Origin of the sequence: Sutcliffiella tianshenii (assembly GCF_016908565.1) — a bacterium.
GTDB classification, from domain to species: Bacteria; Bacillota; Bacilli; order Bacillales; family Bacillaceae_I; genus Sutcliffiella_A; species Sutcliffiella_A tianshenii.
On record NZ_JAFBED010000006.1, the window covers coordinates 16,593 to 40,967 of the forward strand.

Here is a 24,375-nt window from a genome sequence, read left to right on the forward strand (position 1 = left end):
CGAAGTGGGATATCGATGAAAATTTCAATTTATCGATGAATCCGCTCAGGATATCAACGAAAATTTGCGTATATCAACGGAAATTTCAATATATCAACGAAAACACAGCACATATCGATAAAACGCATATTTCGACAAAATTCATCCGTTTGGGCTCCAAAGTCGGCAGGGTCGGGCCTTTGCTGGAAGTTTTTAAAAGAATATTAGCTGGTGATTGGAGCAAAAGGCGAAGACTCCTCGAAAATGCGAGCATTTTCTTCGTGCGATGTTATCGCTGCCGGAGCCTTCCTTGTCCTGCGGGAGATAGCGGTTAGATTGAGACCCCGCAGGCAAAAGCCGAGGAGGCTCAGGCAAGCCTGCGGAAAGCGAAGCCTATTGCGGAAATCAACAGCGGTGCTAAATGGAGCAAAAAATAGAAAGATTCCGTAAAGGAAGTGATGGAATGATTGCAGAATTAACGATCAAAAATTTTGCTATTATCGAATCCCTGTCAATCTCTTTTGATAAGGGGCTGACTGTACTGACTGGTGAAACCGGTGCAGGGAAATCCATTATCATCGATGCAATCCACCTGCTAGCCGGTGGACGGGGCTCCCATGAATTTGTGCGATTTGGGGAAAAACGTGCAGAGCTTGAGGGGCTGTTCCTGCTTGAGGACGAATCCCATCCGTGCTATCGGGTCTGCAAGGAGCTTGGCATAGATATTGAAGATGAGATGGTCGTTTTGAGGCGGGAAATCCATGCGACAGGCAAAAGCGTCTGCAGGGTGAACGGGAAGCTTGTGACCATCGCCCTCCTGCGCGAAGTGGGACAGACCCTTGTCGATATCCACGGGCAGCACGAGCATCAGGAACTCATGGATCCCGATCTGCATCTCGCCCTTCTTGACCAGTTCGGGGGCAAAGCGGTTCAAAAAGAGCTGCTTGCCTATACTGAGATATACAAAGAATATAAGGATGTAGAAAAGCGTCTTCTTCACTTGACGGAAAACGAGCAGAAAGTGGCACACCGGCTTGATCTGCTCCAATTCCAGGCAGAGGAAATCAACAACGCCCAGCTTACCATCAATGAGGATGAAGAGCTTTTTGAGGAAAGAACCAAGATCAGCAACTATGAGCGGCTTTATCAGTCCCTTAACAACTGCTACTATTCCATGCATGGGGAACAAAAGGCACTCGACTGGATAGGACAGGCAATGTCCGAAGCGGAAGGCCTTGAGGAGATCGATAAGAACCTGAAGGATGTTTTTGATACGATTTCAAACTCCTACTACCAGCTTGAAGAATTGTCCTACCAGCTGCGGGACGAAATCGATCAGCTCGAATTCGATCCAAAGCGCCTTGATTTCATCGAAAGCAGACTGAATGAGATCAAGCAGTTGAAAAGGAAATATGGCAGTTCCGTTGAGGAGATCCTGGAATACGCCTCTAAAATCGAGGAAGAGCTGGAAACTCTGCAGAATCGTGATTCACACATTCACCAGCTGCAAGAATCCCTGCAATCGTTGAAGGAGGATCTTGCACTTGAAGCAAAAGCGTTGACGGAAGCCCGAATGAAGGCTGCTGCAAAGCTGACAAAGAGCATCCATAAGGAGCTTAAAGATCTCTACTTGGAAAAAGCGATATTCGATGTCCATTTTGAAGTGAGAAAAGAAAAAGGCCAGGACGGTTTTCTTTTTCAGAAAAATGGCGTGGATATGGTGGAGTTCTATCTCACGACCAACCCTGGCGAACCGTTGAAGCCTATGGCAAAGGTCGCTTCCGGTGGAGAGCTCTCCAGGATCATGCTGGCGCTGAAAAGCATCTTCTCAAAGCATCAGGGCATCACCTCGATCATCTTTGATGAGGTGGACACAGGTGTAAGCGGTCGTGTCGCGCAAAGCATCGCAGAGAAGATCTATCAGGTTTCCGTGGATTCTCAGGTGCTATGCATCTCCCACCTGCCGCAAGTGGCTGCCATGTCCGATACTCATCTTTTCATCAGCAAGGATGTAAAGGGAGAACGTACGAAAACCAAGGTGAACGTCCTTGGTGAAGAAGAGAAAATCCGCGAAATCGGCCGGATGATTTCCGGTGTGGAAATTACAAGCCTCACCAAAGAGCATGCAAAAGAATTATTGGAGCTTGCCGGCAGTATGAAGCAGGCTTAAAGGATTTAGCGTTTCCCATTTTCGACTTGGGGAGCGCTTTTTTTTGTCTATTCTGTCTGCGTGAGAAAATAGTGCTGTTTCGTGAGGATAGAAAGAGGTTGCGTGAGAATTAGTATGCGTTACGTGAGAATAAAACGGAGTAACGTGAGAATAACCTCTCTTTACGTGAGAATAGAGTGAAAACCGATCAAAATTTCCTCCGAAAACTCCACAAACTCACCACAGCTTCATTTATACATCCCTCATACCTTGTATAACTATCCATAATGGGTAGCTTTTTTATTTATATATTGGTTATAAATGTGGGCGTAGAAGGCAAAATTATATAATGTAGCCATGAAAGGTGTGGGATAGGAGCGAGGAGAGTGAAAAAGTTTGAGAGAAGATTTAATTAGAAAAATTATCGGTGTATTTCTCCTTGTTTCAGTCATGGTATTGTGTGCAAGTCAACCATTTAAAGAGTTTATCCAAATTCCCAATAAAATAACGATGTTTGAAGGGCAAGGTATCAATTTTCAGTCATCATTACCTGTAAATGCGGTTGTGAAGGGGAATGAACCTTCTGTTGGAATAGATACGGCAAATGGCGCAGTCGCTCTTAACGGTAAGAAAAGCGGGGAAAGCCAAGTTGTCCTAGAGCTTGCCGGTATCCCGATCAAGCAAGTGAATGTGGATGTCATCCCTGAATATAAAGTGTATCCTGGTGGTCAGTCCATCGGTGTGAAATTAAATACTTTAGGTGTATTGGTTGTCGGTCATCACCAAGTGGATACGGTAGAGGGAAAGCAGTCGCCAGGTGAAATTGCTGGCATACAAGTCGGTGACATCATCACAAAGATCAATGGTGAAACAATTGAACAGATGAGCGATGTCGCCCCATTTGTTCAAAATGCCGGAAAAACCGGTGCTCCGCTCGATGTAGTCATATCCAGAGATAAGAAAACCATCGAAACGAAATTAGTTCCCTTAAAAGACAAGCAGGACAGTACATTCCGCATCGGATTGTATATACGTGATTCCGCAGCTGGAATCGGGACCATGACTTTTTATGATCCCATCACTATGAAATACGGTGCACTTGGCCATGTAATATCAGATATGGATACCAAGAAGCCGATTGTTGTTCAGGATGGCCAGATTGTCCGTTCCACCGTGACATCGATTGAAAAAGGAAGCAATGGGATGCCGGGTGAGAAGCTGGCACGCTTCTCGAGCGATCGTTCTTCCATCGGTGATATCACGAGAAACAGCCCGTTCGGCATTTTCGGGAAGCTCCATCAGGATATCCAAAACGGCATCATGGACAAAGCATTGCCGATCGCGCTCTCACATGAAGTAAAAGAAGGCCCTGCAAAAATACTGACAGTGGTGAATGAGGACAAAGTGGAGGAGTTTGATGTGGAAGTGATCAGCTCGATTCCACAAAAGTTCCCGGCAACAAAAGGGATGGTCATAAAGATAACGGACCCGGTACTATTAGAGAAAACAGGTGGAATTGTCCAAGGAATGAGTGGCAGTCCCATCATACAGAACGGCAAGGTCATCGGCGCAGTGACACACGTGTTTGTCAACGATCCGACTTCAGGCTATGGCGTCCACATCGAATGGATGCTGAATGAAGCGGGAATTGACATCTATAAAAAGGAAAACCTCAAGAAAGTGGGCTGATCCAGCTCGCTTTTTTTCTTTTATTTGGTATTAAATTACGTTATCATAGAAAATATAAAGATTTTTCGACAAACAGAGGGGCAGAATTGCAACTTTATGCGTATTTAGTCGAAAAAAGAAGGAATCTGAAGAAAAACCCTCTTTTTCTAATAATTTTAAGGATTTTTTAAAATATTAGAGGAAAAGTGGTTGCATTGTCGAATTTAACATTTAGAATAAAAATATAGAGAAAATTAAAAACCAAAGAAAAGAATGTATAGGGACTGAGGAGGAAATTAGCTGTATGAAAATCAAAGTGTGTGTCGTAGATGATAATCGTGAATTGGTTGGCCTGTTAGAGGAGTATATTTCAGCTCAGGAAGACATGGAAGTTGTAGGGGTTGCGCATAACGGTCAGGAATGCCTTCAATTAATCCAGGACAAGTCACCGGACGTTTTAATTTTAGATATTATTATGCCTCATCTTGACGGTTTGGGCGTTTTGGAAAAAATGCGCTCGCTGAATCTTGAGAAGCAGCCGAATGTGATCATGCTTACAGCTTTTGGCCAGGAAGATGTAACAAAGAAAGCTGTTGATCTTGGTGCATCCTATTTCATCCTTAAACCGTTCGATATGGAAAATCTGGTAAGCAACATCCGTCAGGTGAGCGGTAAATCTTCACCGATCCTGAAGCGTTCAGGTTCATCGTCCTTCCGTCCTTCAAGCCCAGAACCAAAAGGTAGAAACCTTGATGCGAACATCACGAGCATCATTCACGAAATCGGCGTACCGGCACACATCAAAGGTTACCTATATTTAAGGGAAGCGATCAGCATGGTCTATAACGATATTGAGCTGTTGGGTTCCATCACAAAAGTTCTATATCCGGATATTGCAAAGAAATACAACACAACTGCGAGCCGTGTAGAGCGGGCGATCCGCCATGCCATCGAGGTTGCATGGTCCCGCGGAAATATCGACAGCATTTCTTCCTTGTTCGGTTACACCGTATCCATGACAAAAGCAAAGCCTACCAATAGTGAGTTCATCGCTATGGTGGCTGACAAGCTGCGCCTGGAGCACAGAGCTTCCTGAAAGGGTAAGGAATAAGAATAACGTCTAAAAATGACCAGTAATCCCGATTATTGGTCATTTTTTATTTTCATCAAAAATAAAGAGGCGCACACAATGTCCGCCCCAAGTAAATAATTTACGTTATATTATATGATAAGCTATACTTAATCCAAATCAACTATTCTTCTTTGCTTCCTCGCGTTCGATTTCCACTAACTTTTGCACTAATATGTGCTGTGGAAGGTGCATGATCTGTTCGATCGGTACATCTAATGCTTTGGCGAGTTTTTGGGCGGTTTCTGCGGAGATTTGCAATGGACGCATCTCATTCACCTCTTTTTTTAATATGTAATACATTTATTTTACTAAAAAAAGAGCTTTTTTGTAACTCTTATTCTTAGGGGAATATCGAAAGGTGTGAAAACATGACGAAAATATTCGGTCATCGCGGCTCTGCCGGCACTCATCCTGAAAATACGATGATCAGCTTCGAGCAGGCATATATAGATGGGGCAGACGGCATTGAATTGGATGTCCAACTGAGCAAGGATGGGATACCTGTTGTCATTCACGATGAAAAAGTCGACAGGACAACAAATGGCAAAGGCTTTGTAAAAGATATGAAGCTGAAGGAATTGCAGAAGCTGAATGCGGTCTATAAATTTGCTGATCAATATAAAGCAGCTGCAATACCGACTCTTGATCAGGTGCTCAACTGGGCAAAGGGTAAAGGCATTCTTATCAATATTGAACTAAAGAATGGGATCATCGCTTATGAGGGGCTGGAGGAGAAAGTCGTAGAACTGATAGACAAATATGATCTTCATTCCAACATCATCTTTTCAAGCTTTAATCATTATAGCATTGCCAAACTCCATAAGCTCGTTCCTGATATAGACAAGGCGGTCCTGTATATGGAAGGGATTTATAAGCCTTGGGAATATACGAAATGGGTCGGCGGTAACGGAATCCATCCTAGTATCAAAGCTTGTCCGGCGGTTTTGATCGAGCAATCACAGAAAGCGGGGGTGCCTGTAAGGCCCTTTACAGTAAATGATAAAAAAGTGATGAAAAAATTGTTTGAGATAAACTGTGCAGGTTTTTTCACGGACTATCCGAAAATTGCCGTGCAGCTTAGGAAATAGACAAAAATCCGGTTCTCCGCATCAGGAGTACCGGATTTTTTTATTTTTGAAAACGTTTCTGCACTTTACTGCGCTTGCGATCTCTATAAAAGATGAATCCTGCTACAAACCACAGTCCGACCAGGAAGAAAAGAAGTCCTATCAAGAACTGCAACCAAAGATAAGGAATCAGAGGATGGCCGATGTTAAACACCATGTCCCTCATCAGCTTGATTCCGTATACAGCAAGACATCCCGGTATTAGAACTATGACTAATGCGATTATTCGTTGCATAAATATGTGCCTCACTTTCCGAGCGTTCGAACATATTATATCAGATTTTGTCTTGCTTAGACGAAAAAAACCGTTTATGATAGAAGTATGCAAGATATTTCATACGTTTATAAGAAGACTATGAATTTTCTTTCAATTTACAACTGGATGACACAATAATGGTAGAAGATGATTCACTAGTCGTTCTTAACTAAATAAAGGGGTTTGTTATGCAGACTGTACTGATAGTTGGCGCTGGTAAAGGTGGCTCTGCGATTTTAAAAATGTTAACGCATTCAGGGATGTTTAACCTTGTTGCAGTGGTTGATATTGATAAAAATGCTGCGGGCTTGGCGATGGCATCCAGGATGGGGATACCAGTTGGTGAAAAGTGGGAAGAGTTTCTTGCTGAAAAGATTGATATCATCATTGAAGCCACCGGATCCGAAGAGGTTTTTCAAGAAATAAGAGATAAAAAAGATAAAAGCACGGTTCTAGTACCAGGAACGGTTGCACACATTACGGCAAAGCTTGTGGAAGAACGGGAAGACCTCATTGCGAAGATGAAGTACGAATCGCATAAGCGGGATCTTATCTTCAACCTCCTCCATGACGGCCTATTGGTAGTCGACCAGTCCGGCAAGGTGATCCTGTTCAATAAAAGTGCGCAGCGGATTGCAGGAATAAAAAAAGAGCACATTGAAAACAAGCATGTTCTCGAGTATATTCCGTCAAGCAGACTGATTGATGTGATACATACAAAACGAGTCGAAAAAAACAAAGAAATGATTCTGGAGAACGGCAAGAAAATCATTACTACAAGATCCCCATTGATTGATGAGGATGGAAAAGTGATAGGGGCTTTTGCGGTATTCAAGGATATTACGGAAGTCGTGAACCTGGCTGAGGAAGTCACCAATCTCAAGGGCATCCAGACAATGCTCGAGGCGATCATCCAATCCTCCGATGAAGCGATATCGGTTGTGGATGAATTTGGCCGCGGACTGATGATCAACCCTGCATATACAAGGCTTACAGGCCTGAAGGAAGAACAGGTAATCGGTAAGCCTGCCACTGCTGATATTTCCGAGGGTGACAGCATGCATATGAAGGTGCTGGAAACAAGGAGAGCGGTGCGGGGGGTTAACCTGAAGGTTGGGCCTGGTAAAAAAGAGGTCATTGTAAATGTCGCGCCGATCATTGTGGACGGTAAGCTGAAGGGAAGTGTCGGGGTCATCCATGACGTTTCCGAAATCCAGACGCTTACTACAGAGCTGGACAGGGCAAGACAGATCATCCGGACATTGGAAGCGAAATACTCCTTTGAGGATATCATCGGTTCCTCCGAGGAAATGAGCCTTGCAATCGAACAGGCGAAGCTCGGTGCGAAAACCCCTGCAACGGTTTTATTGCGCGGGGAATCCGGCACGGGGAAAGAATTATTTGCCCATGCTATCCATAATGGAAGTAGCAGAAAATATAACAAGTTCATCCGTGTCAATTGTGCGGCGCTCTCTGAATCCCTGTTGGAAAGTGAACTGTTCGGCTATGAAGAGGGTGCTTTTTCCGGGGCTAAACGCGGCGGAAAGAAAGGGCTTTTTGAAGAAGCGAACAACGGTAGTATTTTCCTTGACGAAATAGGGGAATTGTCTGCCAATACACAAGCAAAACTATTAAGGGTATTGCAAGAAAATGAAATTATCAGGGTTGGTGGAACAAAAGCGATATCCATCAACGTTCGGGTCATTGCAGCAACGAATGTGAATCTCGAAAAGGGCATCGCGAACGGGACCTTCCGGGAAGACCTGTACTATCGATTGAACAGGATGCCGATCCATATCCCGCCTTTAAGGAAAAGGAAAGAGGATATCGAAGCGATAAGCGAGCATCTGATCAGGAAGATCAATCAGGACTATGGTAGGAATGTAGAGGGATTGACGCCTCAGGCGATCCATTACCTGGGTTCCTATGACTGGCCGGGAAATGTCAGGGAGCTTGAGAATGTCCTTGGACGGGCCATCATCTTCATGCAGTATAGTGAAGTGTTCATCGATACGAGCCATATTCCAGCCCTTGCCAAAGGTGAAAGTGTCAGTCAGGAATCTACTGAAGCCATTCCGGAAAATCAGACGCTGATGGAAATGCTCGAAGGGTACGAAGCAAAAATCATCCAAAAGACCCTGAAGAAGAACAAAGGCAATAAAACGAAGACGGCAAAAGAGCTCGGAGTATCCATCCGCAATCTTTATTATAAAATGGAAAAGTTTCAACTTGTATAATATTGCATGCAAAATATTGCACGATGCGCAAATTTTGGCATATACGATTGAAGGTAAATAAAGCGTTTACATGATTTTTGTGTTGGCACGCTTCTTGCATATTATATTTATGGTGTAGAAAGGAAGGGTTGAAGAGATGAAACTAGATGAACTTATCAGCAGAGCAACCCATTTGCCATCCAAAGTAGTAGCAATTGCAGCTGCCGAGGATGCTGAGGTGATGGAAGCGGTCGCCCATGCACTTGAAAAGGATCTGGCTTCTTTTATCCTATTCGGTGATGAGGAAAAGATCACTGGCATGCTTGCCTCCCATCGAATCGAAAGCTCGCATGAAGGCGTAAGGATTGTTCCTGCGGCCACTGCAAAGGAAGCGGCACAGCTAGCCGTGAAGGCGGTTTCCGGTAAAGAGGCAGATGTTTTGATGAAGGGCAATGTCCCGACAGCTACTATATTGAAAGAAGTTCTGAATAAAGAATATGGTCTTCGCACGGGCAGTGTGTTATCCCATGTGGCAGCATTTGAGGTGCCGGGCTATGACCGACTTATTTTTGTCACTGATGCGGCGATGAATATCGAACCGATATTAGAGCAGAAGGTGCAGATCGTACAAAACTCTGTATCTGTAGCCAGGGCATTGGGGCTTGAGATGCCGAAAGTTGCACCACTCGCCGCAGTGGAGGTTGTTAATCCGGCGATGCAGGCGACAGTCGATGCTGCGCTGCTGACCCAGATGAACCACAGAGGCCAGATCAAGGACTGCATCATTGACGGTCCTTTGGCATTGGATAATGCTGTGAGCGCACTTGCAGCAGAGCATAAAGGAATCAAAAGTGAAGTGGCAGGACAAGCAGACATCCTTTTTGTACCTACCATCGAAGTGGGAAATGTCCTTTATAAATCACTTATCTATTTTGCAAATGCAAAGGTCGGTGCCATCATATCAGGTGCCAAAGCTCCGATTGTATTAACATCAAGAGCAGACTCGGCGGAAAGTAAATTGAATTCATTAGCATTAGCCGTCTGTTCTGTTAAATAATATATCTAACTAAAAATCAACACTATCTTGGGGAGGAATTTTATCATGGAAATTTTCAAATATATGGAGACTTACGATTACGAGCAACTAGTTATTTGTCAGGATAAAAAATCAGGATTGAAAGCAATCATCGCGATCCACGATACGACACTTGGACCAGCATTGGGTGGAACTCGCATGTGGACATATGCTTCCGAGGAAGCGGCAATCGAGGATGCACTTCGCCTTGCAAAAGGGATGACCTACAAGAACGCTGCTGCCGGTCTTAACCTTGGCGGAGGAAAAACCGTTATCATCGGAGATCCTCGTACAGACAAGAACGAAGAGATGTTCCGCGCTTTCGGTCGTTATATCCAAGGGTTGAATGGCCGTTACATCACTGCTGAGGATGTTGGGACAACTGTAGCGGATATGGACCTTATATATGAAGAGACTGATTATGTAACAGGTGTATCACCAGCATTCGGTTCTTCAGGCAACCCATCTCCTGTAACAGCTTACGGTGTATACCGCGGAATGAAAGCTGCTGCGAAGGAAGCTTTCGGTACGGATTCATTGGAAGGTAAAGTAGTTGCTGTCCAAGGTGTGGGTAACGTGGCATTCAACCTTTGCCGTCACCTGCATGAAGAAGGAGCACAACTGATCGTGACAGACATCAATAAAGAAGCGGTCAACCGTGCAGTTGAAGAGTTCGGTGCAAGAGCTGTCGACATCAACGACATCTACGGCGTGGAATGCGATATCTATGCTCCATGTGCATTAGGTGCGACAATCAACGACGAAACGATTCCACAATTAAAGGCTAAAGTTATTGCAGGTGCTGCAAACAACCAATTGCTTGATACAAAACACGGCGACATCATCCATGAAATGGGTATCGTCTACGCCCCTGACTATGTAATCAATGCCGGAGGGGTAATCAACGTTGCAGATGAGCTTTACGGCTACAACCGTGAGCGTGCAATGAAAAAAGTGGAAGGCATCTACGATAACATCGAAAAAGTCATTGAAATTGCAAAACGTGACGGAATCCCGACATACAAAGCTGCTGACCGTTTAGCAGAAGAGCGCATCGAGCGCATGAGAATGTCACGCAGCCAATTTTTACAAAACGGACATCATATTTTAAGCCGTCGTAACGGACGCTAATAGTAAATAAGAAATAAGGGACGGGGGCTGTGCCAGGCTTCGTGGAAACACGCTTGGGACACCCCTGTTACCTGTAATAATGGAGGTTTCCACATTGCTAGAAAATGTTTATCGCATACTTGTCATCAACCCAGGATCCACATCAACGAAAATAGGTGTATTCGATAACGAACGCTCCGTTTTTGAGAAAACAATACGTCACGATAGTGAAACGATCAATTCCTTTGCATCAATCTTTGATCAGTACGAATTCAGAAAAACGACCATTCTTGAAACATTGGACCAGGAAGGCATAAACATTTCGAAACTGAGTGCTGTGTGCGGCCGCGGAGGACTTCTTCGTCCAATCGAAGGTGGTACCTATTCGGTCAATGACGAAATGCTGAAGGATCTGAAAGTAGGCTATTCAGGACAGCACGCATCGAACCTTGGTGGAATTTTAGCCTATGAAATAGCAACAGGCTTGAATATTCCTTCGTTTATTGTCGACCCTGTCGTTGTAGACGAGTTATCGGATGTTGCCAGGATTTCAGGTTTCTCACTGATTGAACGCAAAAGCATCTTCCATGCTCTGAACCAGAAAGCTGTAGCTCGCCGTGTGGCAAAAGAGCTTGGCAAAAAGTATGAAGAACTGAACCTGATCGTTACTCATATGGGTGGGGGGATCACAGTTGGTACGCATATCGGCGGGAGAGTGGTGGATGTGAATAACGGTCTGCACGGTGATGGACCATTCAGCCCGGAACGTGCAGGTACTGTACCTGCCGGAGATCTTGTGTCACTGTGCTTCTCAGGTGATTACTACCGTGATGAAATCATGAAAAAGCTCGTTGGGCAAGGTGGACTTGTAGGCTACCTTGGAACAAATGACGCGGTTCAAGTTGAAAAAATGATTGAAAATGGCGACAAGCAGGCCGAGCTGGTATACGAAGCGATGGCCTACCAGGTAGCAAAAGAAATTGCATCTGCAAGTGCCGTGCTGGCAGGAAAAGTGGATGCGATCGTGCTTACCGGAGGTCTTGCGTACGGAAAGGGATTTGTTAAACAGATCTCAGACCGCATCAGCTGGATAGCAGACGTGATTGTACAGCCTGGCGAAAACGAACTTCAAGCCCTGACAGAAGGGGCATTACGTGTGCTTCGCGGCGAAGAGGATGCAAAGATTTACCCAGGCAATAAAGTGGACAGCAAAGTACGCAGCTAGGAAGGGAGAGGCAAACATGGCACAAGAATATGATTTGGTCATACTAGGTGGAGGAACGGGTGGTTATGTAGCAGCGATCCGTGCATCTCAGCTTGGCTTGAAAACAGCAGTAGTAGAGAAAAAGAAAATCGGTGGAACTTGCCTTCATGCAGGTTGTATCCCTAGTAAAGCATTGCTTCGCAGCGCAGAGGTATTTGCCCAGACAAAGAACAGTGAAGAATTCGGCGTCATCTCAGGAGAAGTGAAATTGGACTTTTTCAAGGTGCAGGAGCGCAAACAGAAAATCATCGACCAGCTTCACGGTGGTGTACAGCACTTAATGAAGCAAGGTAAGATAGATGTATTTTACGGTACAGGGCGTATCTTGGGACCATCCATTTTCTCCCCGATGCCTGGAACGATCTCCGTTGAGTTCGAAAATGGCGACGAAAACGAAATGTTGATCCCGAAAAACGTGATCGTAGCTACCGGTTCCCGTCCTCGTTCCCTGCCTGGACTCGAAATCGATGGCACACAGGTCATGACTTCCGATGAGGCACTATCCTTGGAAGAGCTTCCTAAATCCATCATCATCGTTGGTGGAGGCGTAATCGGAATCGAGTGGGCTTCCATGCTTGACGATTTCGGAGTGGAAGTGACAGTCCTCGAATATGCAGACCGTGTATTACCGACAGAAGACAAGGAAGTATCCAAAGAAATGCAGCGCCTATTGAAAAAGCGCGGCATCAAAGTGGTGACAAGTGCAAAAGTACTTCCTGAAACATTGGAAAAAGCTGCTGATTCCGTCACAATCAAAGCAGAGCACAAAGGAGAAGAAAAATCCTTTACTGCTGAAAAAATGCTGGTATCTGTCGGCCGTCAAGCTAACGTGGAAGGCATTGGCCTTGAGAACACGGACATTCAAGTGGAAAAAGGCTTCATCAAAACAAACGACATGTTCCAAACAAAAGAATCCCACATCTATGCTATCGGTGATGTGATCGGTGGCCTGCAGCTTGCACATGTTGCTTCTCACGAAGGAATTGTGGCAGTGGAGCATATCGCCAATGAAAATCCTGCACCAATCGATTACACTATGATCTCCAAATGTGTATACAGCAGCCCAGAAGTGGCAAGTGTAGGATATACAGAGGAAGAAGCAAAAGATAAAGGCTTCGAAGTGAAAACAGGGAAGTTCTCTTTCCGTGCAATTGGTAAAGCGCTTGTATACGGCGAATCTGATGGCTTCGTAAAGCTAGTTGTAAACAAAGAGAACGATGATATCCTAGGCGTTCACATGATCGGTCCACACGTTACGGACATGATTTCAGAAGCAGGTCTTGCACGTGTACTTGATGCGACTCCATGGGAAATCGGACACACGATCCATCCGCATCCTTCTTTATCGGAAGCGATCGGGGAAGCTGCACTTGCAGTCGATGGAAAAGCAATTCATTCATAAAAAGAGAATAAGGGAGCGGCGGAATCCGAAGCCGTTTCCCACTTTCTACATATAGGAGGGTTATACAATGGCAGAAAATCGCCACCAGGCTTTAGGGCTAAGTGATGAAAATGTATTAGAAATGTTTAGAACGATGTTAATGGCTCGCCGCATTGACGAGCGTATGTGGTTATTGAACCGTGCGGGGAAAATTCCTTTCGTCATCTCCTGTCAAGGTCAGGAAGCGGCACAGGTTGGAGCAGCATTTGCACTAGATCGTGAAAAGGACTATGTGCTTCCATACTACCGTGATATGGGTGTCGTTTTGACATTCGGTATGACTGCAACAGAATTGATGCTATCAGGTTTTGCAAAAGCGGAAGATCCAAACTCAGGCGGACGCCAGATGCCAGGTCACTTCGGCCAAAAGAAAAACCGCATCGTGACTGGTTCTTCACCGGTAACGACACAAGTTCCACACGCAGTAGGTGTAGCACTTGGCGGGCGTTTGGAAGGCAAGGACCTAGTGACATTCGTAACGTTCGGTGAAGGTTCCTCCAACCAAGGAGACTTCCATGAAGGTGCGAACTACGCAGCGGTGCACAAATTACCGGTTATCTTCATGTGCGAAAACAACAAATATGCCATCTCCGTTCCTTATGAGAAGCAAGTGGCATGTGAAAAAATCTCTGACCGTGCACTAGGTTATGGTATGCCTGGTATTACAATCGACGGAAACGATCCGTTGGAAGTATATGCGGCAGTGAAAGAAGCGGCAGACCGCGGCCGTCGCGGCGAAGGCCCAACATTGGTAGAAGCAATTTCCTACCGTCTGACTCCACACTCCAGTGATGACGATGATCGTGCATACCGCGAGCGTGACGAGGTGGATGCAGCAAAAGCGAAGGATCCGATCATCAGCTTTGCCGCATACCTGAAAGAGGTCGGCGTATTGACTGACGAGAAAGAGAAAGAAATGAACGACGAGATTGCCAAAGAAGTGAACGAAGCAACAGAATACGCAGAAAATGCTCCATATGCAGATGCTGAATCCGCATTGAAGCATGTTTACGCAGAGTAAGGGGGAACAATCATGGCAGTTATTTCTTATATAGATGCAGTGACAATGGCCATCCGTGAAGAGATGGAGCGCGATTCCAAAGTATTCGTACTTGGGGAAGATGTAGGACGCAAAGGTGGGGTTTTCAAAGCGACAACCGGCCTTTATGACCAGTTCGGGGAAGATAAAGTAATCGATACGCCACTTGCAGAATCTGCAATCGCTGGTGTGGCAATCGGTGCAGCAATGTACGGCATGCGCCCGATCGCTGAAATGCAGTTCGCTGATTTCATCATGCCTGCAGTAAACCAAATCATCTCGGAAGCGGCGAAAATCCGCTACCGTTCCAACAACGACTGGACTTGTCCACTTGTTGTCCGTGCTCCATACGGAGGAGGAGTACATGGTGCGCTTTACCACTCTCAATCAGTGGAAGCGGTATTTGCCAACCAGCCTGGCCTTAAAATCGTGATGCCTTCCACACCTTATGATGTTAAAGGCTTGTTGAAAGCGGCAATCCGTGACGAAGATCCGGTTCTATTCTTCGAGCACAAGCGTGCATACCGTCTGATTAAAGGCGAAGTCCCTACTGATGATTATGTTCTTCCAATCGGTAAGGCGGATGTGAAACGTGAAGGGGAAGACATCACTGTCATCACTTACGGACTATGTGTCCACTTTGCACTTCAAGCAGCAGAACGTCTTGCTCAAGACGGCATCTCCGCTCACATCCTTGACTTGCGTACAGTTTATCCATTGGACAAAGAAGCGATTATGGAAGCGGCTTCTAAAACAGGTAAAGTTCTTTTACTTACAGAAGATACAAAAGAAGGAAGCATCATGAGTGAGGTTTCTGCCATCATCGCGGAAAATTGCCTATTCGACCTGGATGCCCCGATCATGCGTCTTGCAGGTCCTGATGTTCCTGCAATGCCATACGCTCCAACAATGGAGAAATACTTCATGGTCAATCCGGACAAAGTGGAAAAAGCGATGCGCGAGCTAGCGGCTTATTAATACATGTTTTGATACTAGGAAGAGAGTGCCGCTACTTCGCGGCTGACTCTTCTTTACGGAATAAAGGAGGCACTCATCATGGCAGTTGAAAAAATTACGATGCCACAGCTTGGGGAAAGCGTTACTGAAGGTACTATCAGTCGCTGGATCGTAAGCGTCGGTGACAAAGTAAACAAATATGACCCTCTAGCAGAGGTTATGACAGATAAAGTAAATGCAGAAATTCCATCCTCTTTTACAGGAACAATCACAGAGCTTGTAGCGGAAGACGGCGACACATTGGCTGTCGGCGAAGTAATCTGCTATATCGAAACAGGTGAAGGTGGAGCTGGCGATGCTGCTTCAACTGAAGCACCGAAGGTAGAGGCGTCTGCTCCTGCAGCGGCTCCAACGACAAATGCTCCTGCAGCAGCAACACCAACTGACGCGGATGCACCAAACAAGCGCCGCTACTCACCGGCAGTTCTGCGCCTTGCACAAGAAAACAATGTAGATCTTGAGCAGGTAACTGGAACAGGTGCAGGCGGACGTATCACTAGAAAAGACATCCAAGCGGTGATCGAATCCGGTAATATTCCTACGGCAGATTCCAAACCAGCGGCAGCAGCGGCTCCTGCACAGGAAGCACCAAAAGCGGAGAAGGCAGCTCCAGCACCTTCAGCACCAGCGGCAGCAAGCGCATCAAAAGCGGCTCAACCGGTCAATGTCCCTGTTGAAGCGGGAGACATCGAAATCCCTGTAACCGGTGTGCGTAAGGCGATCGCAGCGAACATGCTTCGCAGCAAGCACGAAGCGCCACATGCTTGGACGATGATCGAAGTGGATGCGACAAACCTAGTGGATTATCGCAATTCCTTAAAGAACGACTTCAAGAAGAAGGAAGGCTACAACCTGACATTCTTCGCTTTCTTCGTAAAAGCAGTCGCTCAAGCGTTAAAAGAATTCCCGCAGATCAACTCCATGTGGGCTGGCGATAAAATCGTCCAGAAGAAAGATATCAACATCTCCATCGCAGTTGCAACGGACGATGCTCTATACGTTCCTGTCATCCGCAATGCAGATGAGAAAACAATCAAAGGCATTGCCCGCGAGATCACAGAACTTGCCAACAAAGTTCGCGCTGGAAAATTAACATCCGCTGAAATGCAAGGTGGAACATTTACAGTGAACAACACCGGTTCATTCGGTTCTGTGCAATCACAAGGCATCATCAACTACCCGCAAGCGGCAATCCTGCAAGTGGAATCCATCGTAAAACGCCCGGTAGTCATGGACCACGGCATGATCGCAGTACGCGACATGGTCAACCTGTGCATGTCCCTTGACCACCGAGTACTGGACGGACTTGTTTGCGGACGCTTCCTTGCTCGAGTGAAAGAAATCATCGAGAAGATGTCCAAAGAGAATACTTCTATTTATTGATTTTTGGAAAACCGACGAGGCGCTGTGGCGTTTTGTCGGTTTTTTGAATCTAGTGGCAACTTTTTGTGAGGAAAAATTGCGTTTCGCATTAAATTGAATAAGACTGCGAATCTTCATGAGTTAAGTTGCGAATAGGAGATAAGGTATATTATAGTTGTTGGATAGATTCTCTTTAAGAACAAGAAAAGTAGGTGAACAAAATGGGGAAATATCAATTAGATACCAAAGGTAAGGTAGCTGTGGCAAAGTTTCATGAAAAACAGACACCTGCTAAATTTGATAAAAAGCAGCAACTTGAAAAATTACGTGCGGAGTATTTGGAAAAGAAACAAAAGCAAACAGATAAATAATATGAATGATGAAAAGGGAACCTCCGAAATAAAGAGGTTCCTTTTTTTGCGAAAAACTCGTCTTCTAAAATATGTTACATGGCAAAATAAACTACAACAAAGACTCCGCCCCATCAATAAAGATCTGACTACCCGTAATATGACTGGACGCATCGGACGCCAAAAACGATACAAGATCAGCAACCTGTTCCGGTGTACCCGGTTTATTCTCCAATGGGTGGGAGCCCTCCGGATATTCGATTGGGATTTCTATTTTTTCGAGGTTTTCTTCATCTGGAAAAGTGTTTTTGTCGATGTTGGTTTCGATTGCACCGGGGCATATGACGTTGACCCGGATATGATATTTTGCCAGTTCAAGCGCAGCCATTTTCCCGAATGCTACCTGTCCGGCCTTGGAGGAGCTGTATGCGGACATACCGAAGCCGCGGAAAGTCCTCGAGCCATTGATCGAGCTTGTAATGATGATGCTCCCGCCATGCTCTTTCAAATGAGGGATGGCGAATTTTACGGTTAAAAAGGTGCTCTTCAAATTTGTATCTAGCGTATTATCCCAATCCTCGGCACTCAGGTCTTCAATCGGAGCTATTTTTCCATTGATGCCGGCATTGGCGAATATGATATCAAGCCGGCCCCAGCGGGAGAGCACTTGCTCGAAAGCTTTTTCCATTTCATCCGGATCGGACACATCGACTGTCACCACCATAGCTTTTCCATCGAGTTGTTCGATTTCCTGTTTGACCTCATTTGCACCTTCTTCTTTTAAGTCAAAAAGTGCCACCCTGACCCCGCTTTTTGCAAGGCTGATTGCACTTGCCCGGCCCATTCCCGATGAAGCTCCGGTGATAATAGCCACCTTCTCATTGTGCGCATCCATATTTTCACCCTCCATATCTCGTTATTTCAATCATTTACCCATTTTCAGATGAAAACACTCCTTTCATTTGATTGGCTGAATAGTTTGCCGAACCTCTATAACTATATTAAAATAAATATAAGAACTATTTTGACTAGATAGACATGTAAGCGGTTACGCAGCATAGGGAACGAGGGGATGAAGAATGAGTAATTTAGATGAAATGAAGAATAATAGTTTCCCGAAAGTGACTTTGGAGGAATGGACAGCCCAGGCTGAAAAAGCATTAAAGGGAAAGCCTGTTTCAAAACTGAAAAGCCTTACATATGAAGGAATAACAAGAAAGCCGATTTATACAAAAGTGGACTTGGAGGGAATCACTCCCGTCGATAAAACCGGGGGTGCCGACTGGACAGTAAGTCAACAGTTGTACCCTGGCACATCATTGGAGGAAATGAACAATCAGCTTCTTCAAGAGTTGCAAAATGGATTGCAGGCGATTCACTTCACTGTAAAACCAGCTTCAAATCCGAAGGCGCTGGAGATAACAAGCCTTGAAGCGCTGGAAACATTATTAAAAGATGTACCTTTCGAGCTAGTCCCGCTACAAGTTTACACGGGTTCAAGTGCAACTGCATTTATGAATCTATTAAAGGACAGCAGTATCGTTAAGACCCATGTACACGGAATTATTGGTGCAGATCCAATAGGTGAATTGGCCACAGCAGGTAGTCTTAGTCAGCCTTTGGAACAGCTTTTCGATGAAATGAAAGCGGCCATGGAGTGGAAAAAGCAAAGTGGGACAAGTGTAAAGACTATTTGGATACAAGCTGCCCCTTACCATAATGGCGGTGCAAGTTCAGTGCAGGAACTGGCAGCGACGATGGCAACTGCCGTCACTTATTTGAATGCGTTGATGGAGAGAGGCGCAACAGTGCAGGAAGCGGCATCAGAAATGGCGTTCAGTTTCCCGGTCGGCAGCGACTTATTTATGGAGGTTTCCAAGCTGCGTGCGGCAAGGCTTTTATGGGCCAACATCGTAGCAGCATTTGGTGGTGATGAAGAGGCAAGGAAAATGACCATGCATGCGACCACATCTGTATTCACCAAGTCGAATCTTGATCCTTATGTCAATATGCTTCGCACGACGACCGAAGCTTTTTCCGCTGCGATCGGGGGAGCGGAGAGCATCAATATTGACAGCTATCAGCAAGGTGAGGATGTTTTCTCAAGAAGAATAGCAAGGAACACACACTATATTTTAAAAGAAGAAAGTTTTCTCTCAAAAGTGGTAGATCCTGCCGCAGGCTCTTATTATGTGGAAAAGCTTACCCATCAGCTGGCTGATGAAGCATGGAAGCTATTCCAGGAAATCGAAGGACATGGAAGAATGGTTGGCGCATTAGAAACTGGCTTCTTTCAAGAAAAAACAAGACAGGTCCGTGATAAGCGTTTGAAAGATGTGGAGAGCAGAAAAAAGGTGCTGGTTGGAACCAATATGTATGCCAACTTAGCCGAAGAGCTTTCCAAATTAGAGAAGAAACACATTGCAGCACCATCAGAAAGTGCAGTGATGCAAGTGGAGCCGATTACACCATTGACTCTTTCCCAGTCATTTGAAACCCTCCGTTACCAAGCAAAAGAATATGCGGAAAAGAGCGGTGCGAAACCGGCTATCACACTGATCAATCTTGGCAGCCTTGCGTCACATAAACCAAGAACGGATTTTGCTGCAGGCTTTTTCCATGTTGGCGGATTATCAACCATTGTAAGCCCAAGTTTTTCTAGAATGGAAGAATTGGAAGCTTGGATTGCGCAAGGACCAAAGACGGATTATATATGCATCTGCGGCAGTGATGACACGTATGGAAGCATGTTGGATGATGTGTTAAGCCTTATCCAAAAACATCCAGTCAAAATCCTACTTGCTGGATTGCCGGATGCCGAGCGTCAAGCCGAGCTGAAACAAAGAGGGGTAAGCGACTTTATTCATATGAAATCCAACTGCTATGAGCAGCTGACTGTGATTCACCAAGAAATGGGGTTGACGTCAAATGAAGCCTGATTTTACTACCAGACCGTTAAACAATACTATTGGTGCAGCGGAAACTGAAGCTCTGCACAAAGACACGATAGAAGACCTATTTTATGAAACGAATGAAAAGATAAAGCTGAAAGCACATTATACGGCGGAAGATACCAAAGATGCCGATCACCTTGGCACCTTACCTGGTATCGCACCTTACCTGCGGGGACCTTACCCGACGATGTATGTGAACCGTCCTTGGACGATCCGACAGTATGCCGGGTTTTCCACAGCGGAAGAGAGCAATGCCTTTTACAGACGCAACCTGGAAATGGGTCAAAAAGGACTTTCCGTAGCGTTCGACCTTGCAACCCATCGCGGCTATGACTCGGATCATCCGCGGGTGGTCGGGGATGTCGGGAAAGCTGGAGTGGCCATCGATTCCATTCTGGATATGAAAATTCTTTTTGATGGAATTCCGCTTGATAAGATGTCGGTTTCGATGACGATGAACGGGGCCGTACTTCCTATCATGGCTTTTTACATCGTGACGGCAGAAGAACAGGGTGTCAGCCAGGAGAAGCTTTCCGGTACGATCCAGAATGATATATTAAAAGAATACATGGTGCGCAACACCTATATCTATCCTCCGGAAATGTCGATGCGGATCATCGGGGATATTTTTGCCTACACATCCAAGCATATGCCGAAGTTCAATAGTATCAGTATTTCGGGATATCATATGCAGGAGGCGGGGGCGCCGGCTGATATCGAGCTTGCCTATACGCTTGCTGATGGTCTCGAGTATGTGCGGACAGGACTTGAGGCAGGGATTGATGTCGATGCATTTGCTCCAAGGCTTTCATTCTTCTGGGCAATCGGCATGAACTTTTTCATGGAAGTGGCCAAGATGCGTGCGGCCCGATTCATCTGGGCAAAAATGATGAAGGAATTCGGTCCGAAAAATGAAAAATCGATGGCACTTCGGACACATTCCCAGACATCCGGCTGGAGCTTGACCGAGCAGGATCCCTTCAATAACGTGACACGTACATGCATCGAGGCACTTGCAGCAGCGAATGGTCATACACAATCCTTGCATACCAACGCATTGGACGAAGCGATTGCCCTGCCGACGGACTTTTCGGCACGTATTGCCCGCAATACACAGCTCTACCTGCAGGAGGAAACGGATATTACAAAGGTCATCGATCCATGGGCAGGCTCCTATTATGTGGAGTCCCTGACGAAAGAATTGATTGAAAAAGCCTGGAAGCATATCGAGGAGATCGAGGAGCTTGGCGGAATGGCCAAGGCGATTGAAACCGGTCTTCCGAAAATGAGAATCGAGGAAGCATCGGCACGCCGCCAAGCAAAAATCGATTCCGGCAAAGAAGCGATCATCGGCGTGAACAAGTTCCGCCTGGATAAAGAGGATAGAGAAATAGAAGTGCTTGATATCAATAATGAAGAGGTCCGCAAAAAGCAGCTGGAACGATTGCAGCACCTGCGGGAAAATCGTGACGATGCAAAAGTTAAGGAAGCGCTTGAGGCATTGACCCTTGCAGCGCAGACTGGTGAAGGGAACCTTTTGGAGCTCGCCGTGAATGCTGCAAGAGTGCGGGCAAGCCTTGGAGAGATCTCGGATGCGATCGAAAAGGTGGCAAACCGTCATCGTGCGGTCATCCGTTCGATCAGCGGGGTGTACAGCAGCGAATTTTCCAATGAGGAAGAGATGAAAATCGTGAAGGATAAAATTGAGGAATTTTACGAATTAGAGGGAAGAAGACCAAGGATCATGATAGCGAAGATGGGGCAGGACGGCCATGACAGAGGGGCGAAAGTCATCGCGACTGCATTTGCGGATCTGGGCTTTGACGTCGATATCGGGCCGCTTTTCCAGACACCGGAGGAAACGGCATTACAGGCAGTGGAAAATGATGTGCATGTGATCGGATTCAGCTCGCTTGCTGCCGGACATAAGACATTATTGCCCCAGCTTGTGGAAGAATTAAAAAAATTGAATCGTGAAGACATTATCGTGGTGATTGGCGGGGTCATCCCGTTTCAGGATTATGAATTCCTATACAGTAAAGGCGCTTCCGCTATTTTTGGGCCTGGAACTGTGATTCCCCGCGCAGCGGAAAAGGTCCTTGAGGAAATCTACGACCGCCTTGGCTACGAGGATGTGGAAGCGTCCAATGACTAAAGAAAAGAAAAAGGCGCTTCGCAAACATGAACGAAGCACCGAGGAAATCGTCTCAGGTGTAAAAGCAGGCATCCGGTCTGACCTTGCCCAGGCGATTACGCTCGTGGAAAGCAATGCTGCACGCCATTTCAGCAAAAGCCAGGACATTCTTGGGCAGCTTATGCCTGACACCGGCAAGTCTGTCAGGATCGGGATCAGCGGTGTGCCGGGTGCCGGAAAAAGCACCTTCATTGAAGCTTTTGGCTTGTACTTGTGCAGCTTGGGCAAAAAGGTGGCAGTCTTGGCTGTCGATCCTAGCAGTTCGCGCACAGGTGGCAGTATTCTCGGGGATAAAACGAGAATGGAACAGCTTGCAAGACACCCGCAGGCCTTCATTCGTCCTTCCCCGTCAAGCGGTACCCTTGGAGGCGTGCATCGCAAGACGCGGGAGAGCATTCTCCTGTGTGAAGCGGCAGGCTTTGATGTCATCCTTGTGGAAACCGTTGGGGTGGGGCAGAGTGAAGCGATCGTCAGGGATATGGTCGATTTTTTCCTATTACTTGTTTTGACAGGTGCGGGAGACGAGCTTCAGGGAATGAAGAAAGGGATCATGGAGCTTGTCGATGCAATCCTTGTAAATAAAGCGGATGGCGAGAATGCAGCCAAGGCGAAGAAGTCTGCGGAAGAGTATAGGCAGATCCTCCACTTTCTTCAGCCTGCAACAGAGGGCTGGGAGACAAAGGCGTTCACCTGTTCCGCGCTTTATGAAATCGGGATAGACCAGACGTGGAAGACCATCAATGAATTTTTGGAAACGACCATAGCTTCTGGAGAATTTGATAATAGAAGGAACGAGCAGAAGAAGACATGGCTTTACACCTCGGTGAAAAGTCAGCTTGAGATGATGTTTTTCCAGAACGATGAAGTGAAGAAACAGCTCCCTATAATGGAAGAGGAGATCAGGGAGGACCGGATATCAGTGTCTGTTGCGGTCAACAGACTGATGGAAATCTATAAAAAAGGGCAATAAAAAAAGGAAAGCGGGTCATCACTTTCCTTCATCTAGGGAGTATAGGGGTATGGATATCTAGATGTTACTTTTATAATACCCGTTCCCCTAAAGATTAAACCTGCATTTTATTTTATTTATTAGAAAAAAATTGGTATGATAGGATTAGTAAAATAAGAGGTGATACAACATGAACATGGATTTCAATTTATTTATGAATGATGTCGTCCGTCAGGCAAGGGAAGAGATGGATGCAGCAGGCTATGAACAATTAAGAACAGTGGAAGATGTGGAAGAGGCATTTGCTCGCAAGGGGACTACACTTGTAATGGTGAACTCCGTCTGCGGTTGTGCAGGTGGCATCGCAAGACCAGCGGCAACACATGCTGTCCATTACGATAAACGCCCTACAAACCTTGTAACGGTATTTGCCGGACAGGACAAAGAGGCAACAGAAAAGGCACGCGAATACTTCGAAGGCTATCCGCCATCCTCCCCGTCTTTTGCACTATTAAAAGACGGAAAGATCATCACGATGGTAGAAAGACACGAAATCGAAGGGCATGCACCAATGTCTGTTATCAACAAGCTTCAAGGATACTTCGACGAGCATTGTGAAGAAATGTAATCAGACCGACTGAACCGTAGCTGAAATAGAGCTGCGGTTTATTTTTTTTGTAAATTATCTGAAACTTCCTGCAATTCCCATCGTATACCTATATTATGATGAAAAGGTTAGGGGGCCTATAGAAAATGAAAAAGTATCTTATTAGTGTGTTGGTGGTTTTGGCTATTGAACTCGGAATTCTTTTTGGCATCTCGTTTTTCTTTGACTTTAATCTGCTGAGCACGATGTTTTTTGGCTCCGTCTCATTTGTACTGCTTGCATTCATCCTAGGTTCAACAGGGGATGTCTTCTCAAAAAATTCGCAGGTTGCAGTGTTTGACTCGCTGGCAGGGAGCTATCAGCCGAAACATGAAAAAATGACATTAAGGGTCGGACCGGTTATGGTCGGGTCCATTTTGTGTGTACTCGTGTATTTTGGGATGTCGTTTTTTATGGGCTAAAGGAAACTCTAGTAAAATATGAATT

21 protein-coding genes are annotated in these 24,375 nt (G+C 45.7%); 18 read left to right on the forward strand and 3 right to left on the reverse strand.

Annotated features, from left to right (window positions below; translation table 11 throughout):
* The first annotated feature begins 442 nt into the window (after positions 1 to 442).
* The 3 genes from recN (at position 443) to spo0A (ending at position 4,892) form a co-directional block, all read left to right on the forward strand.
* Positions 443 to 2,149: a DNA repair protein RecN gene (gene recN / locus JOC95_RS13850; RefSeq protein ID WP_204417397.1), complete on the forward strand. Its 1,707-nt coding sequence runs from the start codon at positions 443 to 445 to the stop codon at positions 2,147 to 2,149.
* Between the two features lie 375 nt (positions 2,150 to 2,524).
* Positions 2,525 to 3,817: a SpoIVB peptidase gene (gene spoIVB / locus JOC95_RS13855; protein ID WP_204417399.1), complete on the forward strand. Its 1,293-nt coding sequence runs from the start codon at positions 2,525 to 2,527 to the stop codon at positions 3,815 to 3,817.
* Positions 3,818 to 4,100: 283 nt separating this feature from the next.
* A complete protein-coding gene (gene spo0A / locus JOC95_RS13860; protein WP_204417401.1) occupies positions 4,101 to 4,892 on the forward strand; it encodes a sporulation transcription factor Spo0A in 792 nt (263 codons plus the stop codon).
* Positions 4,893 to 5,045: 153 nt separating this feature from the next.
* On the opposite strand, the gene JOC95_RS13865 is transcribed toward spo0A, so the two are convergent.
* Entirely contained in the window at positions 5,046 to 5,195 is a 150-nt protein-coding gene (locus JOC95_RS13865; protein WP_204417403.1) for a YycC family protein, read from the reverse strand.
* A 101-nt stretch (positions 5,196 to 5,296) separates the two neighbouring features.
* Here JOC95_RS13865 and JOC95_RS13870 point away from each other — a divergent pair, with 101 nt between their 5' ends.
* On the forward strand, positions 5,297 to 6,016 hold the full coding sequence (locus JOC95_RS13870; protein ID WP_204417405.1) for a glycerophosphodiester phosphodiesterase: 720 nt from the start codon (positions 5,297 to 5,299) through the stop codon (positions 6,014 to 6,016).
* Between the two features lie 40 nt (positions 6,017 to 6,056).
* Here JOC95_RS13870 and JOC95_RS13875 read toward each other — a convergent pair whose 3' ends face one another.
* On the reverse strand, positions 6,057 to 6,290 hold the full coding sequence (locus JOC95_RS13875; protein ID WP_204417407.1) for a DUF2627 domain-containing protein: 234 nt from the start codon (positions 6,288 to 6,290) through the stop codon (positions 6,057 to 6,059).
* A gap of 209 nt (positions 6,291 to 6,499) precedes the next feature.
* On the opposite strand from JOC95_RS13875, the gene JOC95_RS13880 reads away from it, so the two are divergent.
* The 9 genes from JOC95_RS13880 (at position 6,500) to JOC95_RS13920 (ending at position 17,206) form a co-directional block, all read left to right on the forward strand.
* Positions 6,500 to 8,548, forward strand: coding sequence for a sigma-54 interaction domain-containing protein (locus tag JOC95_RS13880; RefSeq protein WP_204417414.1), 2,049 nt, complete (start codon positions 6,500 to 6,502; stop codon positions 8,546 to 8,548).
* A 136-nt stretch (positions 8,549 to 8,684) separates the two neighbouring features.
* Positions 8,685 to 9,584 (forward strand): phosphate butyryltransferase, encoded by a 900-nt coding sequence (gene yqiS / locus JOC95_RS13885; protein WP_204417416.1) that lies wholly within the window; start codon positions 8,685 to 8,687, stop codon positions 9,582 to 9,584.
* A gap of 45 nt (positions 9,585 to 9,629) precedes the next feature.
* On the forward strand, positions 9,630 to 10,733 hold the full coding sequence (gene bcd / locus JOC95_RS13890) for a branched-chain amino acid dehydrogenase (protein ID WP_204417425.1): 1,104 nt from the start codon (positions 9,630 to 9,632) through the stop codon (positions 10,731 to 10,733).
* 79 nt (positions 10,734 to 10,812) lie between these two features.
* Entirely contained in the window at positions 10,813 to 11,937 is a 1,125-nt protein-coding gene (gene buk / locus JOC95_RS13895; RefSeq protein ID WP_404802048.1) for a butyrate kinase, read from the forward strand.
* Positions 11,938 to 11,953: 16 nt separating this feature from the next.
* Positions 11,954 to 13,378, forward strand: a complete 1,425-nt coding sequence (gene lpdA, locus JOC95_RS13900; RefSeq protein WP_204417430.1) for a dihydrolipoyl dehydrogenase — start codon at positions 11,954 to 11,956, stop codon at positions 13,376 to 13,378.
* Positions 13,379 to 13,445: 67 nt separating this feature from the next.
* Entirely contained in the window at positions 13,446 to 14,438 is a 993-nt protein-coding gene (locus JOC95_RS13905) for a thiamine pyrophosphate-dependent dehydrogenase E1 component subunit alpha (protein ID WP_204417432.1), read from the forward strand.
* A gap of 12 nt (positions 14,439 to 14,450) precedes the next feature.
* Entirely contained in the window at positions 14,451 to 15,434 is a 984-nt protein-coding gene (locus JOC95_RS13910) for an alpha-ketoacid dehydrogenase subunit beta (protein WP_204417434.1), read from the forward strand.
* A gap of 78 nt (positions 15,435 to 15,512) precedes the next feature.
* Positions 15,513 to 16,856: a dihydrolipoamide acetyltransferase family protein gene (locus tag JOC95_RS13915; RefSeq protein WP_204417436.1), complete on the forward strand. Its 1,344-nt coding sequence runs from the start codon at positions 15,513 to 15,515 to the stop codon at positions 16,854 to 16,856.
* 200 nt (positions 16,857 to 17,056) lie between these two features.
* Complete coding sequence (locus JOC95_RS13920; protein ID WP_204417438.1) at positions 17,057 to 17,206, forward strand: hypothetical protein; 150 nt, start codon at positions 17,057 to 17,059, stop codon at positions 17,204 to 17,206.
* Between the two features lie 91 nt (positions 17,207 to 17,297).
* Here JOC95_RS13920 and JOC95_RS13925 read toward each other — a convergent pair whose 3' ends face one another.
* Positions 17,298 to 18,080, reverse strand: a complete 783-nt coding sequence (locus JOC95_RS13925) for an SDR family oxidoreductase (RefSeq protein ID WP_204417440.1) — start codon at positions 18,078 to 18,080, stop codon at positions 17,298 to 17,300.
* Between the two features lie 184 nt (positions 18,081 to 18,264).
* Here JOC95_RS13925 and JOC95_RS13930 point away from each other — a divergent pair, with 184 nt between their 5' ends.
* The 5 genes from JOC95_RS13930 to JOC95_RS13950 all read left to right on the forward strand — a co-directional run bounded on the left by JOC95_RS13930 (position 18,265) and on the right by JOC95_RS13950 (position 24,350).
* Positions 18,265 to 20,124: a methylmalonyl-CoA mutase subunit beta gene (locus JOC95_RS13930; protein ID WP_204417442.1), complete on the forward strand. Its 1,860-nt coding sequence runs from the start codon at positions 18,265 to 18,267 to the stop codon at positions 20,122 to 20,124.
* Positions 20,114 to 22,294, forward strand: a complete 2,181-nt coding sequence (gene scpA / locus JOC95_RS13935) for a methylmalonyl-CoA mutase (RefSeq protein ID WP_204417450.1) — start codon at positions 20,114 to 20,116, stop codon at positions 22,292 to 22,294. Before JOC95_RS13930 ends, scpA begins: the two co-directional genes overlap by 11 nt.
* On the forward strand, positions 22,287 to 23,303 hold the full coding sequence (gene meaB, locus JOC95_RS13940; RefSeq protein ID WP_204417452.1) for a methylmalonyl Co-A mutase-associated GTPase MeaB: 1,017 nt from the start codon (positions 22,287 to 22,289) through the stop codon (positions 23,301 to 23,303). Before scpA ends, meaB begins: the two co-directional genes overlap by 8 nt.
* Positions 23,304 to 23,472: 169 nt before the next feature.
* Positions 23,473 to 23,910 (forward strand): BrxA/BrxB family bacilliredoxin, encoded by a 438-nt coding sequence (locus JOC95_RS13945; RefSeq protein WP_204417454.1) that lies wholly within the window; start codon positions 23,473 to 23,475, stop codon positions 23,908 to 23,910.
* Between the two features lie 125 nt (positions 23,911 to 24,035).
* The gene (locus JOC95_RS13950; RefSeq protein ID WP_204417456.1) at positions 24,036 to 24,350 is read left to right on the forward strand and encodes a hypothetical protein; all 315 of its coding nucleotides are present in this window, start codon (positions 24,036 to 24,038) and stop codon (positions 24,348 to 24,350) included.
* The last annotated feature ends 25 nt before the right edge of the window (positions 24,351 to 24,375 follow it).

Excerpts from the sequence above, each read along its gene's own strand:
- recN (WP_204417397.1), top strand. The coding sequence starts at position 443 with ATGATTGCAGAATTAACGATCAAAAATTTTGCTATTATCGAATCCCTG.
- spo0A (WP_204417401.1), top strand. The coding sequence starts at position 4,101 with ATGAAAATCAAAGTGTGTGTCGTAGATGATAATCGTGAATTGGTTGGC.
- JOC95_RS13865 (WP_204417403.1), bottom strand. The coding sequence starts at position 5,195 with ATGCGTCCATTGCAAATCTCCGCAGAAACCGCCCAAAAACTCGCCAAA.
- JOC95_RS13870 (WP_204417405.1), top strand. The coding sequence starts at position 5,297 with ATGACGAAAATATTCGGTCATCGCGGCTCTGCCGGCACTCATCCTGAA.
- JOC95_RS13875 (WP_204417407.1), bottom strand. The coding sequence starts at position 6,290 with ATGCAACGAATAATCGCATTAGTCATAGTTCTAATACCGGGATGTCTT.
- JOC95_RS13880 (WP_204417414.1), top strand. The coding sequence starts at position 6,500 with ATGCAGACTGTACTGATAGTTGGCGCTGGTAAAGGTGGCTCTGCGATT.
- yqiS (WP_204417416.1), top strand. The coding sequence starts at position 8,685 with ATGAAACTAGATGAACTTATCAGCAGAGCAACCCATTTGCCATCCAAA.
- bcd (WP_204417425.1), top strand. The coding sequence starts at position 9,630 with ATGGAAATTTTCAAATATATGGAGACTTACGATTACGAGCAACTAGTT.
- buk (WP_404802048.1), top strand. The coding sequence starts at position 10,813 with ATGGAGGTTTCCACATTGCTAGAAAATGTTTATCGCATACTTGTCATC.
- lpdA (WP_204417430.1), top strand. The coding sequence starts at position 11,954 with ATGGCACAAGAATATGATTTGGTCATACTAGGTGGAGGAACGGGTGGT.
- JOC95_RS13905 (WP_204417432.1), top strand. The coding sequence starts at position 13,446 with ATGGCAGAAAATCGCCACCAGGCTTTAGGGCTAAGTGATGAAAATGTA.
- JOC95_RS13910 (WP_204417434.1), top strand. The coding sequence starts at position 14,451 with ATGGCAGTTATTTCTTATATAGATGCAGTGACAATGGCCATCCGTGAA.
- JOC95_RS13915 (WP_204417436.1), top strand. The coding sequence starts at position 15,513 with ATGGCAGTTGAAAAAATTACGATGCCACAGCTTGGGGAAAGCGTTACT.
- JOC95_RS13920 (WP_204417438.1), top strand. The coding sequence starts at position 17,057 with ATGGGGAAATATCAATTAGATACCAAAGGTAAGGTAGCTGTGGCAAAG.
- JOC95_RS13925 (WP_204417440.1), bottom strand. The coding sequence starts at position 18,080 with ATGGATGCGCACAATGAGAAGGTGGCTATTATCACCGGAGCTTCATCG.
- JOC95_RS13930 (WP_204417442.1), top strand. The coding sequence starts at position 18,265 with ATGAGTAATTTAGATGAAATGAAGAATAATAGTTTCCCGAAAGTGACT.
- scpA (WP_204417450.1), top strand. The coding sequence starts at position 20,114 with ATGAAGCCTGATTTTACTACCAGACCGTTAAACAATACTATTGGTGCA.
- meaB (WP_204417452.1), top strand. The coding sequence starts at position 22,287 with ATGACTAAAGAAAAGAAAAAGGCGCTTCGCAAACATGAACGAAGCACC.
- JOC95_RS13945 (WP_204417454.1), top strand. The coding sequence starts at position 23,473 with ATGAACATGGATTTCAATTTATTTATGAATGATGTCGTCCGTCAGGCA.
- JOC95_RS13950 (WP_204417456.1), top strand. The coding sequence starts at position 24,036 with ATGAAAAAGTATCTTATTAGTGTGTTGGTGGTTTTGGCTATTGAACTC.